This is a genomic window from Paenarthrobacter sp. NPDC056912, assembly GCF_042786555.1.
Taxonomy (GTDB): Bacteria; Actinomycetota; Actinomycetes; order Actinomycetales; family Micrococcaceae; genus Arthrobacter.
This window is the reverse complement of sequence record NZ_JBHUCD010000007.1, coordinates 99,750-113,293: the sequence shown is the minus strand read 5'-3', so window position 1 is coordinate 113,293 and position 13,544 is coordinate 99,750. Positions and strand designations below refer to the sequence as shown.

15 protein-coding genes are annotated in these 13,544 nt (G+C 61.9%); 6 read left to right on the top strand and 9 right to left on the bottom strand.

Translation table 11 applies throughout. The features are described from left to right. Positions 1–63: 63 nt before the first annotated feature. Positions 64–2,640: an ATP-dependent DNA ligase gene (locus ACFRJ9_RS09825; protein WP_377666922.1), complete on the bottom strand. Its 2,577-nt coding sequence runs from the start codon at positions 2,638–2,640 to the stop codon at positions 64–66. A 38-nt stretch (positions 2,641–2,678) separates the two neighbouring features. Between ACFRJ9_RS09825 and ACFRJ9_RS09820 the strand changes: the two genes are divergently transcribed. Beyond that, the gene (locus ACFRJ9_RS09820; RefSeq protein ID WP_377666919.1) at positions 2,679–3,545 is read left to right on the top strand and encodes a Ku protein; all 867 of its coding nucleotides are present in this window, start codon (positions 2,679–2,681) and stop codon (positions 3,543–3,545) included. A gap of 51 nt (positions 3,546–3,596) precedes the next feature. Here ACFRJ9_RS09820 and ACFRJ9_RS09815 read toward each other — a convergent pair whose 3' ends face one another. The 4 genes from ACFRJ9_RS09815 to ACFRJ9_RS09800 form a co-directional block, all read right to left on the bottom strand. Beyond that, on the bottom strand, positions 3,597–4,433 hold the full coding sequence (locus tag ACFRJ9_RS09815; RefSeq protein WP_377666917.1) for a carbohydrate ABC transporter permease: 837 nt from the start codon (positions 4,431–4,433) through the stop codon (positions 3,597–3,599). Further along, positions 4,430–5,401, bottom strand: a complete 972-nt coding sequence (locus ACFRJ9_RS09810; protein WP_377666916.1) for a carbohydrate ABC transporter permease — start codon at positions 5,399–5,401, stop codon at positions 4,430–4,432. Before ACFRJ9_RS09810 ends, ACFRJ9_RS09815 begins: the two co-directional genes overlap by 4 nt. 6 nt (positions 5,402–5,407) lie before the next feature. Continuing rightward, positions 5,408–6,703, bottom strand: a complete 1,296-nt coding sequence (locus tag ACFRJ9_RS09805) for an ABC transporter substrate-binding protein (RefSeq protein WP_377666913.1) — start codon at positions 6,701–6,703, stop codon at positions 5,408–5,410. Between the two features lie 102 nt (positions 6,704–6,805). Then, on the bottom strand, positions 6,806–8,020 hold the full coding sequence (locus tag ACFRJ9_RS09800) for an aminotransferase class V-fold PLP-dependent enzyme (RefSeq protein ID WP_377666912.1): 1,215 nt from the start codon (positions 8,018–8,020) through the stop codon (positions 6,806–6,808). A gap of 247 nt (positions 8,021–8,267) precedes the next feature. On the opposite strand from ACFRJ9_RS09800, the gene ACFRJ9_RS09795 reads away from it, so the two are divergent. Next, positions 8,268–8,960, top strand: coding sequence for a FadR/GntR family transcriptional regulator (locus tag ACFRJ9_RS09795; protein ID WP_377666910.1), 693 nt, complete (start codon positions 8,268–8,270; stop codon positions 8,958–8,960). Between the two features lie 3 nt (positions 8,961–8,963). Here ACFRJ9_RS09795 and ACFRJ9_RS09790 read toward each other — a convergent pair whose 3' ends face one another. From ACFRJ9_RS09790 to ACFRJ9_RS09780, 3 genes are all read right to left on the bottom strand, one after another. Next, the gene (locus ACFRJ9_RS09790; RefSeq protein ID WP_377666907.1) at positions 8,964–9,230 is read right to left on the bottom strand and encodes a Rho termination factor N-terminal domain-containing protein; all 267 of its coding nucleotides are present in this window, start codon (positions 9,228–9,230) and stop codon (positions 8,964–8,966) included. A gap of 45 nt (positions 9,231–9,275) precedes the next feature. Continuing rightward, positions 9,276–9,803 carry a DUF6328 family protein gene (locus tag ACFRJ9_RS09785; RefSeq protein WP_377666906.1) on the bottom strand — a complete coding sequence of 176 codons (528 nt, stop codon included), beginning with the start codon at positions 9,801–9,803 and terminating at the stop codon, positions 9,276–9,278. A 204-nt stretch (positions 9,804–10,007) separates the two neighbouring features. After that, entirely contained in the window at positions 10,008–10,178 is a 171-nt protein-coding gene (locus ACFRJ9_RS09780) for a hypothetical protein (RefSeq protein WP_200846824.1), read from the bottom strand. 259 nt (positions 10,179–10,437) lie between these two features. On the opposite strand from ACFRJ9_RS09780, the gene ACFRJ9_RS09775 reads away from it, so the two are divergent. The 4 genes from ACFRJ9_RS09775 to ACFRJ9_RS09760 all read left to right on the top strand — a co-directional run bounded on the left by ACFRJ9_RS09775 (position 10,438) and on the right by ACFRJ9_RS09760 (position 13,157). Further along, entirely contained in the window at positions 10,438–10,917 is a 480-nt protein-coding gene (locus tag ACFRJ9_RS09775; protein ID WP_014920468.1) for a Dps family protein, read from the top strand. Positions 10,918–10,959: 42 nt separating this feature from the next. Further along, positions 10,960–11,907 carry a DNA topoisomerase IB gene (locus ACFRJ9_RS09770; RefSeq protein ID WP_377666904.1) on the top strand — a complete coding sequence of 316 codons (948 nt, stop codon included), beginning with the start codon at positions 10,960–10,962 and terminating at the stop codon, positions 11,905–11,907. A 99-nt stretch (positions 11,908–12,006) separates the two neighbouring features. Then, complete coding sequence (locus tag ACFRJ9_RS09765; protein ID WP_377666902.1) at positions 12,007–12,564, top strand: hypothetical protein; 558 nt, start codon at positions 12,007–12,009, stop codon at positions 12,562–12,564. A gap of 5 nt (positions 12,565–12,569) precedes the next feature. Beyond that, complete coding sequence (locus ACFRJ9_RS09760) at positions 12,570–13,157, top strand: TetR/AcrR family transcriptional regulator (protein WP_377666899.1); 588 nt, start codon at positions 12,570–12,572, stop codon at positions 13,155–13,157. Between the two features lie 80 nt (positions 13,158–13,237). Here the strand turns inward: ACFRJ9_RS09760 and ACFRJ9_RS09755 are convergent, their stop codons facing one another. Further along, entirely contained in the window at positions 13,238–13,513 is a 276-nt protein-coding gene (locus ACFRJ9_RS09755; protein WP_377666896.1) for an HPr family phosphocarrier protein, read from the bottom strand. Positions 13,514–13,544: the final 31 nt, after the last annotated feature.

Sequence of the window (13,544 nt, the reverse complement as noted above, 5' to 3'; positions counted from 1 at the left end):
AGCCAGCCCAACTGACTAGCATTTGTGGTTGTTTTGAGCGCTCAGAACAACCGCTAATGCCAGTTAGTTGGGCTGGCTCACGTCTGAAGGGGACTTGTCCGGACGCCACCCACGCCATACGGGATGCCGCAGCCGCCCCGGGCCGGTCCATTCACCGAAAGTCACCTCGGCCACGAGATCAGGACTCACCCACTGGGCACCCGCAGCGTCCTCGCGGGGGATGTCGGCGAAGGGAGAATCTGCCACCACGCGTGGCTCCAGTTTTTCCATGATTTCCCGCAGCTGCCAATCCTTGAATCCGCTGCCCACCCGGCCCACATAGTGCAGTTTGTCGCCGTCGGGGATGCCCAGCAGCAGCGCGCCAAACGTCCCGCTCCGGGCTCCAGCTCCGGGCCGCCAGCCACCCACCACCACTTCCTGGCTCTGCTCCAGCTTGAGCTTGATCCAGGACCTGCTGCGGCGGCCGCTCACGTAGCGGCTATCGGCCTTCTTCGCCATCACGCCTTCCAGGCCCAGCTCGGCGGCACTTGACATGAGGTCCTCCGCATCGTGGTCCAGGACGGCTGAAAGGTGCAGCGGGCATCCCGCGCGCAATCGTCCCGCGAAACCTGCCAGCCTGTCGCGGCGCTCGCTGAAAGGCAGGCCGCTCAGGTCCGTGCCGCCGTCGTACAGAAGATCGAACAGCATGAGCTGCACCGGAACCGATGCCCGGGCACGCTCGATGTCCGCGGTTTTGACCAGGTTCATCCGAAGCTGCAGCCGTCCAAAGTCGGGCCGGGAGCCCTTTCCGAGTGCCACGATCTCGCCGTCGGCCACAAAGTCGCCTTCAGGCCAGCAGGCGCGGTCGATGAGTTCGGGATAGGTGGCTGTGAGGTCGTTCCCGTTGCGGCTCATCAAGCGGATCCTGCCCTCCGTGCCCGTGATGATCGCCCGGATGCCGTCCCATTTCAGCTCGAACAGCCAGTCATCGCCGTGCAGCTCAGCGGCGGATCCCGCGGTGGCGAGCATGGGTGCGTAGTCGGGCATGGGCTGGGGAGTGGGCTCCTGGGTGGCCGGCTTGGCTGGCATGGCCTTGGCTGTCCGCCGCCCGCCCGGCTGCTCCTTCATCAGGTGAATGAGCCAGTTCTGACCCGTGTTGATCAGCGCAAAACGCTTGGTCCCTCCCAGTCCGCCGCCAGGCTCGCCCGTGAGGGTCGCGATCACTTCCTTGCCGTCGCGCCACTTCTCGCACGTGAACTCGCCGCGGTCCCAGATGCTGATGGTCCCCGCACCGTACTCTCCCTTGGGAATCACTCCCGCGAAGGTCGCGTAGTCCATGGGGTGGTCCTCGGTGTGCACGGCCAGGTTGTTGCGGTCCGGTGTTTCGGGCACGCCACGCGGCAGTGCCCAGGACACCAGCACGCCCTCATGCTCCAGCCTGAAGTCCAGGTGGTACCGGCGGGCGTGGTGCTCCTGGATCACGAAGATGCCGCCGGGTGGCGGTGGGTCGCCCGGCTTCGGCTGCTCCGAGGACGAGGTGCCGGACAGTGCCCCGCCGGTGGCGGCCCAGGCAACAGCGTCCGACGACGACGGGAACGGCTCCGGGGTTTTCTCCGGATCGCGCATCCCGACGTACTTGGCGAGACGGTTCTCCACCGTCACCAGCCGCTCCCGGGAGACGGACCCGACGGTGCCCGAACTGACAGTGCCCGAACTGCCTCCGGCAGCGCCGCCGTCGTCATCCGCGTCCTCGCCGTGCGGCGGCAGGTGCCGGTCGGAAATCGAGGCGAAGTGGTCCTTGCCGGTGGCCACCCGTTTCATCACGGCGGTGTAATCGAGGTGGTCCAGCGACGGTGAGGCGAGTTCCCGCCAGGTGCGCGGCGCGGCAACAGTAGGGAAGGCTCGGCCTCGCAGTGAGTAAGGCACGATGGTGGTCTTGTTCCCGCTGTTCTGGCTCCAGTCCACCAACACCTTGCCGTGCCGGAGGGACTTCTTCATGTCGCTGACTACCAGCTCGGGATGATCGGACTCCAAAGCGCGGGCGAGCTCGTGGGCGAAAGCGGAAACCTGCTCGGATTTCAGTGTGCCGTCCAACCCCGTATAAAGGTGGATGCCTTTGCTGCCGCTGGTGACGGGAACCGGTTCCATGCCCATGTCCTGAAGGATGGAGCGGGCCAGCTTGGCCACTTCGACGCACTCGGGGAGGCCCGCGCCGGGACCGGGATCGAGGTCCAGCACAAAGCGATCAGGCCGGAGCGGCTTCCCGGAAGCGTCCACCTGCCACTGCGGAACGTGGATCTCCAAGGACGCGATCTGGGCCATCCACGTCAGCGTGGCCAGGTTGTTGACCATGGGGTAGTCGTTGGTGTGGTCGGAGTGGTGGATGGTGGCACGCGGTATCCACTTGGGCGCGGAGTCCTCCAGGTTCTTTTGGAAGAACACCTGGCCCGGGTTCTCGGCCGTGCCCACGCCGTTGACCCAGCGCTTGCGGGTGACGGGCCTGTTGGCCGCGGCCGGAATGAGGAACGGTGCCACGGCGGCGTAGTACTCCAGCACTTCGGCCTTGGTGGTGCCGGTTTCCGGGTAGATGATTTTGCCCAGGTTGGTGAGGGTGAGCTCGTGGCCTTCCACGTTCACCCGCTCTTGTTGCTTGCCTGCCACCTCTTCTCCTCTGCTGTCTTGTGCTGTTGACTGTGTGCATGAGGGCCATATGGAAGGGATCTATCGCGTTCGGTCTGGTCAACGTACCAGTGAAGCTCTACAGTGCCACGGAGGATCACGATATTGGCCTGCACCAGGTCCACAACAAGGACGGCGGCCGCATCCGGTACCAGCGTAAGTGCGAGATCTGCAGCGAAGTGGTGGCTTATGAGGATATCGACAAGGCCTACGAAGAAGAAGGCCGGACAGTAGTCCTCACTGCAGCCGAATTGAAGTCCCTGCCGGAAGAGAACAGCCGCGAAATCGAGGTGGTGGAGTTCATCCCCGCCGAGCAGTTGGACCCCATCATGTATGAGCGCAGCTATTTCCTTGAACCGGATTCAAAGTCTCCCAAGGCCTACATGCTGCTGCGGCAGACGCTGGAGGACTCGGACAGGATTGCGATCGTCCAGTATGCACTGCGGCAGAAGACCCGGCTGGGGGCGCTGCGGGTGCGCGGCGATGTGCTGCTGCTGCAGGCGCTCCTGTGGGGAGATGAAGTCCGCGAAGCCAAGTTCCCGTCCTTGGAAACCGACATCAAGATCTCTGACAAGGAACTCGAAATGTCCTCGGCCTTGGTGGAATCGATGGCGCATGACTTTGATCCCGACGAATACACCGACGACTACCAGGCACAGTTGAAGACCCTGATCGAGGCCAAGCTGGAGAAGGGCGAGGCCTTGGATACTGAGGCCACGTTCGGCGTGGTGGAAGGCGAGGGCGAAGGCGGCGACGTCATCGACCTCATGGAAGCGCTCAAGCGCAGCCTCGACAAGAAGCGCGGCAAGGAAAAAGCGTCCGACGACGACGCTGCCGCCAGCAAGACTGCCAGCAAGCCCAAGGCGCGGGCCAAGAAAAAGGCGTGAACCGGCGTCGGGCGCCTTGAGGGGCGCCCGACGGTTCGGTTCATACGGGGCTTAACCCTTGACGGAGCCGGCTGTCAGACCTTGGACAATGAACTTGCTCGCAAAGGCGAAGATCACCAGCGTCGGCACTACCGTCAGGACCGCGGCAGCGGACATGGAACCCCAATCAATGTTGAAACTTGAGATAAAGCCGGCCAACGCCGTCGGAATAGTCTTGTTGCTGTCGCTGTTCATCAGGGTCACGGACAAGAACAGTTCGTTCCAGCAATTGACGAAGTTGAAGACAAAACTCGCTGCAATACCGGGCAGCATCACGGGAACGATGACCCTGAAAAGCGCAGCCAGCCGGGAACAGCCATCAATCATCGCCGCTTCTTCAAGGGCGTCAGGGACGTTTTCGAAGAATCCCCGGAGCATGATGGTGCAGAACGGGATGCAAATGGCGATGTAGATCAGGATCAGGCCTGTCTTGGAATCCACCAGCCCGAAGTTGCTCATCATCAGGTAAAGCGGTCCCAGGGCGATGAAGCCGGGAATCATCTGGGTTATCAGGAACGCACCCAGCACGGCGCCGCGTCCGGCGAAATGGAAACGGGCAAGGACATAGGCCGAGAGCAAGGAGATCAGCGTTGCCACGGACGAGGCCACCAGGGCCACCACCAAGCTGTTGAGCATGTACTGGCCGAAATCGGACTTGGTGAAGAGCCCGATGTAGTTTTCCAGGGACAGTTGCCGCGGCCAGTAATCCAGAGGCAGCGAATAGATGGCGCCAGGCTCCTTGAGGGAAGTCAGGATGATCCAGTACAGCGGAAACACCGTGGCGACGAGGCAGGCTCCGAGGAAAACAATCTTTCCGGCGCGGCCCATGAGGCTCTGTTGATTGATCATCGGGCACTCTTTCGAAGACGGACGGCCATGAGGTAGAAGGCGGCGAAAAGCACAAGCGTGACCACCACGATCAGCCCGAGGGCGGACGCCTTTCCGTAGTCGCCCTCCTGCGTAATTTTGATCATGTAGGTGGTGATGATGTGCGTCTGGTCAGCTGGACCGCCGCCGGTCATGGCGAAGATGATGTCAGGGAAATTGAAAATCCAGATCACTCGCAGCAGGATGGTCAACGCCAACGTGGTGGCGATGCTCGGCAACGTGATGTTGAAGAACGTCCGTACCTTCCCGGCCCCGTCCAAGGCCGCGGCCTCGTACATTTCGTCGGAGACGGATTGCAGTGCGGCGAGGATCATGATGGCGAAGAACGTGACGCCGTACCAGATGTTGGCAATGATGATGGCGGTCATCGCAAAGCCCGGGTCGGACAACCACGGGATGGGCGAGCCGATGATCCCCGCCTTCATCAGGAGGTCATTGATGACGCCGAACTCCGCGTTGAACATCCACCGGAAGAGCATGCCGATCAGGAATCCGGACACCGCCCAAGGGAAGAAGATCATGGCCTGGTACGCCCCGCGCATCCTGAACTTCCGCTTCAGGAACAAGGCCACGGCGAAGCCGATGACCACCTGGGGTAACAAGGAACCCACCACCCACACCACCGTGTTGCGGACGATTCCCCAGAATTCCGGCGTTTCCAGCAGGCTCGCGAAGTTGCCGAACCCTACCCATGAGGTGTCGGAGAGATCGTTCAGGTTCCAATTGCGGAATGCCATCTGGCTGCCGGCGATCATCGGATAGTAAGTGAAGATGCCGACGAACACCGCCGCAGGAGCCAGGAAGATCAACAGGGTGAAAGCCGTCCTGGAATTGAACCGCCTTTTGGACAGGTTGCCCTGGCCTGCTCCCGGCGCCGCCTCCTTCCTTGGGGAGGGAAGCGGCGCCGTGCGCTCTGTGTCGAGGCTCATTGGAGACTAGCCTTTCAACTTTTCGGACCAGTACGTGTCCCAGCTGGAGAGGAGCTCGCTGGTGGACATCTTTCCCGTCAGGACGCGCTGGAGCTCGCCGTCGGACTTCTTGATCCACTCGTTCCACCACGACACACTGCGCGGCTGGACGGCAGAGACGTAAGTCTGCGGGTTTTCCGTCATCTTGACGTACGCGGCCCAAGGGCCGGTGCTGTAGAAACTGTCCTGGGCGGCCGACTTCAGGATCGGCACCAGGCTGTTGTCCTTGCTGAACGTGGTGGCTGCATCACCCTGGGCGAGATACTTGACCAGCTTCACGGCCTCCGGCTTGGTTTTGCTGCTCTGGGCAACGCCCCAACCGGCGGACGCTACGGGTTGGATGGCTTTTCCGCTCGGACCAACGAGCAGCGGTGCTACGTTCCACTGATCTTCCTTGATGGACTTTGACTCCCGCACGGTGGCGATCACCTCAGGGTCCTGAAGCAGGAACGACGTTGAGCCGTTGCTGAAGCCCTGGACCATTTCCGGATAACCCCAAGCCACGGATGAGGGAGGCGAACCCTTCTTGAAGAGGTCGATGTACAGGTCCATGGCTTCTTGTGCCTTTGGCGAGGAGAAGATCGTCTTGCCGCTGGTCAGCTTGAAGGCGTTCTCGGTGTCGATCTCGTCAGCCACGTAGGCCTCGATGATGGCGACGGCGTTGGAGTTGGCGTTGGTGCCGCCGCGGAAGGCGTAACCGAACTTGTTTTCAGCCGGTTTGTTGATGGCGGACGCTTGCTCCAGCATCTCGGACCAGCTCGCGGGGGGACCCGAGAACCCGGCGTCCTTGACCACATCGGAGCGGTAGAACAGCGAGAGGCCGTAGAACCCGTAAGGAATGTAGTAGGTCTTACCGTTTTGCTTCGAATAGGTGACGGCATTGTCCGTGAGGTTGTTCCAGCCATCCCACCCCTTGAGGTCGGCCGTCATGTCATACAGCCAGTCGTTGGCACCGAACGATCCCACGGTGATGTCACGGGCCTCGACGACATCGATTCCCTTGCCCGACTGGAGCATCTGTTGGATCTTCTGGTCAGCCTGATCGGTCGGCGGTGAGATCAGATCCACCTTGATATCCGGGTTCGCCTGTTCGAAGCCGGAAATGAGCTTCTTCAACGTTTCTGTCCGCGTTGGATTGGTGAGGCTTTCCACCATCTTGAGCGTGACTTTGCCGTCTTTGGCAGGTTCAGCGCCGCCGCATCCGGCTAGCGCAAGGACGGCCGCGAGGCCGGCTGCGGCAGACATGATGAATCTGGATTTCACGTGGATCCTCCATTGACTTGTTGAGCGTGGGCAATCGTCTTGAGCGTGGGCAATCGTCGCACCGGCGGAGCGGCGTAGTGGTTGGTTGTGTGTGTGGGGTACCTATGAAGCCCGGGCGAGCCGGACGAGCTCCGGCACCGCCCTCTCGGCGAACGTTTCGTAGTCCTGGGGCGAGTTGTACAGGTGTGCAGAGAGCCGCAGGAAACCTTGGCCGTTGAAGGTGGTGATGGCCGTTTCGATGTCCAGCTGATCCGAAATGTGGGCACGGACAGCATGCGAATCCTCGTGCGTCGTGGCGAGACCCTTCGGCAGCCGAACAAGGCGAAGGGGCCCAACCGGCATACCGACCTCAACATGTGGGTCCTCGCCGGTGGCATCCGCAAAGGACCGGCCAATCAAGGACTGGCCGTAGTCGCAGAGTTCCTTGGCGTAGCTGCGGAATGTTGCCCAGCCGTACCGTTCCTGGATGGTGTCGAAGGCCTTGTTGGCTGCCATCCACGACGTCACGTCCTGGGTTCCCACGTGGTCGAAGTTCTCCGGAAAAGCATGGGGGAACCCCCAGGAATCGATCAATGGCTCCAGCTTTCCGGCCATTGGTCCACGGGCGACCAGCGCCGCGGTGCCCCTGGGAGCGCAGGCGAACTTGTGGAGGTTTCCCACCCAGAAACCCTCCATATCCGGTACGGGAAACTCCAAGACGCCTGGAGCATGGGCGCCGTCCACCAAGACTGGCACTCCAAGGACCGAGGCTGCTTGGGCGATCGCCTCCACGGGAAAAGCGCGGGCCGTGGCGGACGTGATGTGGTCCACCACAATGAGGGCTGTCCTTTCGGTGACCTCGGCCATCACCAGGGCGCAGGCAGTCTCAGCGTCCGCATTGAGGGGGATATCCGCGATCCGGACCCGTCCGCCACATTTCCGCGCAACCCGCTCGGCGCCCTGCAGCACTGCCCCGTAGGCATGGTTGGTAGTGACGATCTCGGCACCGGCCGGGAAATTCAGCGAGTTGTACACGGTGCTGACGCCGGCGCTGGCGTTGTGAACCAGGGCCACATCCTGGGGGCTGACGCTGAGGAAGCCGGCGATCCCCGCCCTTGCCTCGGCGACCATTTCGAATTGCCCCATGAACCACGTGCACGGATTGGCGTCCATGCGCTCCTTCAGGCTCAGCTGCATGGCTTGGGCGGCCCGCGGAACGGAACCGTAGGAACCGTGGTTGAGGTGGACCTTGGACGGGGTGAGGCTCCAATCGGCTATTGAGGGTTCGCCCTCTGGAGTCGTCATGGGATGCGGTGCCGTGAGCGGTGCTGGGAACACGGTGTCCTTCTTGGTCGGGGAGGAGTGAACGCTTTGTAAGTTACATCACAGAATCTCCCCAGACAACGGACAACTTGAAATAGTCATAAGATGACTTGAGTGCTTAAGCCTCGAAATCACCGCAAATCAGCATCTTTAATCAGGATAGGTACGATGTCTTTGCTTAGACGTATGACAGCGTGACGTACTGGCTGCGGGGTTGTGCTGGTGCGGTAGCGTGTTACAGGTATCTGGAGGAGGCGACACATTGGGTGCTGTTGAGACGGCCATGCAGGGCCTAAGAAACAAGATTGCCTCGGGCGAACTAGCGGCGGGTCAGAAGTGCCCGCCGGAGGCAGAGCTCTCCGCCCAGCTCGGCGTATCGCGGAGTTCGTTGCGGGAGGCTGTGCGGGCCATGTCCGCCCTTGGTGTCATGGAATCGCGGCACGGCTCGGGGACATATGTCTCCTCGCTCGAACCAACCGTCATCCTCCAGAATTTTGCCCTCCTGGTGGACCTGCTGCCGCTGGACGGATTGCTTGAACTCTTTGAGATCCGCCGTCTGATGGAATCCCATGCTGCGGCAGCCGCGGCCGCGAATGCCACGCCGGAAGTCCTGGCCAGGCTGACGGCGCTCGTGGACAGCATGGAGGCGACGGACAATCCCTCCGAGTATTCAGAACTCGATTCACGCTTTCACGAGGAAATCTGCCGTGCGAGCGGCAACTCGACGCTTGCAGCGCTCGTCAGCCTCTTCCGTTCCCGGGGTGGACATTTCCACATCTTCGACGGCGAAGAAGGGGCGGCAGTCCGGGAGGGCAGCACCGCCGGGCACAGCGCAATAGTGGATGCGATTGTCCGCAGGGATCCGACGCTCGCAGCAACCGCAACGGCTGCGCACATCGCACAGAGTGAAGCTTGGTTGAAGAAGCTGAGGCCAGCTCCCCGGCTCCAGGACTAGCGCCTAGTGGTTGCGGAGCATTGAGATGATTTCCGACTTTTTCTTGCCGGAGTAGCCCGTAATGCCGAGTTCCTTGGCCCGCGCCTTGAGCTTGTCCACTGTCCAATCGTCGTAGTCGCCGGACTTTCCACCCTTGCGGCCTATTTCCTTGCGGCCTTGCGCAGCAGCTGCGTTGGAAATGCGGGCCGCTTTCTCCTTGGACGCGCCGTCCTCGCGCAGTTCTTCGTAAAGTTCAGGGTCTTTGATGCTGGGGTTCTTCTTGTCCGGCATGGTTGAGCGTCCTTTCCATGGTTCGCTTGATGGGCCGCAGCCTGGTCATCCGTTCGTGGCGGTTCCGTTGGTGCTATCCCCGTTATTGGGGATGGCGCGGCGTTGCAGCCACAGCGGCATTGCCACCACGAAGACCAGGACCACCAGCAGGATGCACGCACCGGCCACCAGCCCGGCGGTCCTGCCGGCCGTCACGTCGAAGACCAGTGACGCGGAGCCGGTAATCAGCAGGGCGACACCCGCCAAGGCCCATCTGGTGATGATGTCGGCGCTGGAGACAAGGACAGCTTTGAGCCCCCGGCGGAAGAGCCTGCGGTGAACGCTCACGGGAAGCACGATGAGGACGGTGGTCAGGGCTGCCGTCATCACGTTGAACAGATAGAGATTCCGTTGCCAGTCGTCCAGGTCGGCGAATCGGGATTGGAAGGGGAGCGTCAACAGGAATCCGCCCAGAATTTGCACTCCGGTTTGAAGGACGCGCAATTCCTGGATCAATTCCATCCAATTGCGGTCCATTCGCTCTTCCGTGGATTCGTTCCTGCCGATCCTGGGAACCTGGTCCGGCTCTGCCATTCGCGCACCTCCACGTAGTTGTTTGGTGGACGCCGACGTTGCACCGGACTACGGTCGGAACTGTCAGCATCGGGACCGTACGCCAAAGGACTGCCCCGGCCCGCAGCTGAGCTGGGGCGGGGACAGCCCTCACTGTCCGCAATTGTTCAAGGCGTGCCGACCATCAGTAATCGGGCGGCGCGGTTCTGGTCGCGGCGCGTAGCTCTATACCGTATGTCCCCGGCGGCCTGACATGAAGCTCAGCAGCCAGCCGATGGCCGCGACTACGAGGAGGATGACGCCTACCCACAGCAACCAGTTGAGGGCTTGCGTGAAGCCACCCACAAGGAGAAGGACAATTGCCACTACACCAGCAATGATCAGAAGCGTATTCATGGTCAGCACATTCCTTTCTGGGGGAATCTTTGACGAACGTCTCCGATTCCCAGCTATGCATTCCTACTTACTTCGATGCGGTTCTGCCGGCCCTCCGCCGATGGCGAAGTTCGCCGGTCGTGAACAGTAACACTCTTCATTGTACTACTAAGCACCCTTATGAAAGGCTTGGGGAAGTCGTCACTTGATGATTGGGCAGCCGCCGGAAATTCCCGGCGGTTACGTTTTTCGCTCACTTGACCGTCCGAGAGAGGAACACATGAAAGCGTCACAGCAGCTTGCAGACAACCTTCAAATCGTCCTGACAGACCTGATCGAGCTACAGCTCCAGGGCAAGCAGGCCCACTGGAACATTGTTGGTCCGAACTTCCGCGACCTCCACCTCCAACTGGACGAGCTCGTCCTGGCCACGCGCCAGTTCGCTGACGACACAGCCGAGCGCATGAGGGCCCTTCATGCCCTTCCCGACGGCCGCAGTGCGACCATCGCCAAGGGCACGCGATTGGAGGAATTCCCGGCCGGCCTGGTCAACACCAAGAACGCCGTCAAGCTGGTCACCGATCGTGTGGAACGGGCTGTCCAGACCATGCGCGACGTCCATGACGAAGTGGACGAGGAAGATCCCACGACGGCGGACCTGCTGCACGCGTTCATTGCCCGCCTTGAGCAGTTGGTCTGGATGATCAATGCCGAAATCATGAACGCCGGCGCAGCCGTGACGGATCCGGACGAGGCCTGACAGTAACCGGACCCGCCGGATCCCGAAGAGGGCTAAGAGATCGTGCCGCGGCTTAAGCGCAGCGACCTTTCCCGGCCCGGTATTGTCCGCCGCAGGGCAGGGACGGGATTCAGCTATCGCCACCCCGATGGGAGCTTGGTCAGCAAGGAGGATCGCCAGCGCATCAATGCGCTGGCGATCCCGCCTGCATGGACCGATGTGTGGATCAGCCCCTTCGAGCACGGGCACATCCTGGCCACTGGCGTCGATGCCGCGGGACGTAGCCAGTACATTTACCACCCTGGTTGGCGGGAGCGGAAGGACACCGAGAAGTTCATCCGGGCTGCCAAGCTGGGCCTTGTCCTGCCAACGGTTCGCCGCAATGTGACGGTCCACCTCCAGGGCACCGCAGACCCGCGGCAGCAGACCCTCGCCGCCGCGGTGAGGTTCATGGACCTTGGCGCGCTCCGCGTCGGTTCCGAGATCTACATGAAGCAGAACGGCTCCTACGGCCTCACCACCCTCCGCTGCCGCCACGCGCGCGTGGACGGGCCGGACGTCTTCCTCAAATTCCCGGGCAAGAGCGGCCAGCTGTGGGACACCTCCATTCACGATCCCGCCTTGGCATCCTTCCTGGAACCGCTGGCGGAGCGTCCCGGCAAGGAGCGCCTGCTGGCCTACCAGGCCAACGGCACGTGGGTTTCTGTGGATGCGTCCATGATCAACGAATACCTGCGCGACATCGCAGGAGAGGCCTACACGTCCAAGGATTTCCGAACGTGGAAGGGGACGGCCGCGGCGGCCATGTGCCTCATCAAGTCCGGCCATAAGGGAACTCCGAGGCAGGCAATTGTGCGGGCCATCAAGGAGACTTCCGACCTCTTGGGCAACACCCCCTCGGTGGCACGTTCCTCCTACGTGGACCCCCGGATCATCGAGGGTTACCTGTCGGAAGAGCTGAAGGACGTCAAGCCCACGGAAGCATCGATTGCCGCCTATTTGAACGGCTAAACGCCGCGGTAGACCAAGTGCCTTGAGACGGTTCCAAGAGTTTTGTGAGTACACTCGTACTAATAAGGATTGACGGGGCATAGCGTCTGGGGGCCGTAAATGATTCTGTTCGCAATCGTGGTGTGCGAAGTTGCGTTCTGGGTGGCTATTCTCGCCGGGCTCGCGGCTCGGTATCTCCTGCGGCGTCCCCGCCTTGGGGGAGCTCTCCTGGTCCTTGCCCCGGTGATCGATGCTGTGTTGCTTGCCTTGGTCGCCGTGGATCTGCTTGGCGGGGGAACTGCCTCATGGCAGCACGGACTGGCGGCGATCTACATTGGCGTTTCCATCGCCTACGGCAAACGCATGGTGGCATGGGCCGATGCGCGCTTCCAGCACCGATTCGCCGGCGGACCTGCGCCGGAACGACTCACGGGAACCCGCTACACGATCAAGTGCTGGCGGGATGTACTTCTCACTGCATTGGCGGTCGTGATCGCCGCGGCGACCCTGGGAGCGATCATCCTTCTGGTCAACGACGCGGAACGAACCTCAGCCCTCTCGGGGTTCTTTCGCATTCTGGGCATCATCTTCGCAATCGACTTCCTGTGGGCTGTGAGCTACACGATTTGGCCGAAAAAGGCCGCCCGCGTGTTGCCGGCTGCTACTCCTTCGCGCTGAAGCCCATGCCCCGGAGAATCGACGCAGAGGAACGTACGGCAGCGATTGCGGAGGCTTCCTTACGAGTCCTCGAACGTGATGGGCTCTCCGGGCTGTCAGTGCGCGGGGTCGCAGCGGAAGCGGGCATTGCCGCCGCTTCGTTGCGCCGAGCATTTGCCACGCAGCATGCCCTTCGGGAGTACTGCCTGCAACTCATTGAGGACCGAGTGACCGCAAGGGTCGCCGCACTCGAGTTAACCGGCCGGGCACTCGTTGATGAGCTGCTGCTGCAGTTGCTCCCTCTCGACAAAGAACGGCGCCTGGAACTGGTTGCGCAAGTCCAGCTAGGGGTCCTTTCGCTGACCGACAGCGAGCTTCGTCCTGCTGCGATCAGGCTTAGCGACGCAGTTGATCGCGCATGTCACGCTGCTCTACAGATCCTGACCGAAGCGGACCAGTTCTACAATGGCCGCGATCCCGCGTATGAAGCACAGCGGCTCCGTGCACTTCTGGACGGAATCGCCATGCACGGGCTGTGGAGCGGGGAACTGCCGGAGTCGAGCCAAATGCCCAGCGTGCTCGCACGCCATCTCGACGAGCTCGCCGGGCCTTAGCGAGACACAGAAAGAGCCTGGCGACACCCACATCCGGGTGTCGCCAGGCTCTTTCAGTATCGCTGAGGGGTTCGTGACCCCTAGGCGTCGTGGTCCGTTTCGAGGATCTTCACCAGGCTGTCCAGGGCTGCGTCGGCCCCGTCGCCTTCGGCGCGCAGCACCACAACGTCGCCGTGGGCCGCGCCCAAGCTCATCAGGGACAGGATGCTGGCAGCGTCCATGGCGTCGTCGGCGGGCTCGCCCTGGCGGGCGATGGTGACATCGAGGTCCAGGTCTCCGGCAGCCTCGGCGAAGATGGCGGCCGGGCGGGCGTGGAGGCCGACGCGGCTTGCGATGGTGGCTGTACGTTCAGGCATTGGTGCTCCTTTGGTGAGGTTGGTTTTGTGG

What these genes read in the sequence shown, in the direction of transcription:
- ACFRJ9_RS09810 (WP_377666916.1), bottom strand. Translation starts at nt 5,401, where the DNA reads ATGAGCCTCGACACAGAGCGCACGGCGCCGCTTCCCTCCCCAAGGAAG.
- ACFRJ9_RS09755 (WP_377666896.1), bottom strand. Translation starts at nt 13,513, where the DNA reads ATGCCTGAACGTACAGCCACCATCGCAAGCCGCGTCGGCCTCCACGCC.
- ACFRJ9_RS09785 (WP_377666906.1), bottom strand. Translation starts at nt 9,803, where the DNA reads ATGGCAGAGCCGGACCAGGTTCCCAGGATCGGCAGGAACGAATCCACG.
- ACFRJ9_RS09780 (WP_200846824.1), bottom strand. Translation starts at nt 10,178, where the DNA reads ATGAATACGCTTCTGATCATTGCTGGTGTAGTGGCAATTGTCCTTCTC.
- ACFRJ9_RS09775 (WP_014920468.1), top strand. Translation starts at nt 10,438, where the DNA reads ATGAAAGCGTCACAGCAGCTTGCAGACAACCTTCAAATCGTCCTGACA.
- ACFRJ9_RS09760 (WP_377666899.1), top strand. Translation starts at nt 12,570, where the DNA reads ATGCCCCGGAGAATCGACGCAGAGGAACGTACGGCAGCGATTGCGGAG.
- ACFRJ9_RS09815 (WP_377666917.1), bottom strand. Translation starts at nt 4,433, where the DNA reads ATGATCAATCAACAGAGCCTCATGGGCCGCGCCGGAAAGATTGTTTTC.
- ACFRJ9_RS09820 (WP_377666919.1), top strand. Translation starts at nt 2,679, where the DNA reads ATGAGGGCCATATGGAAGGGATCTATCGCGTTCGGTCTGGTCAACGTA.
- ACFRJ9_RS09790 (WP_377666907.1), bottom strand. Translation starts at nt 9,230, where the DNA reads ATGCCGGACAAGAAGAACCCCAGCATCAAAGACCCTGAACTTTACGAA.
- ACFRJ9_RS09765 (WP_377666902.1), top strand. Translation starts at nt 12,007, where the DNA reads ATGATTCTGTTCGCAATCGTGGTGTGCGAAGTTGCGTTCTGGGTGGCT.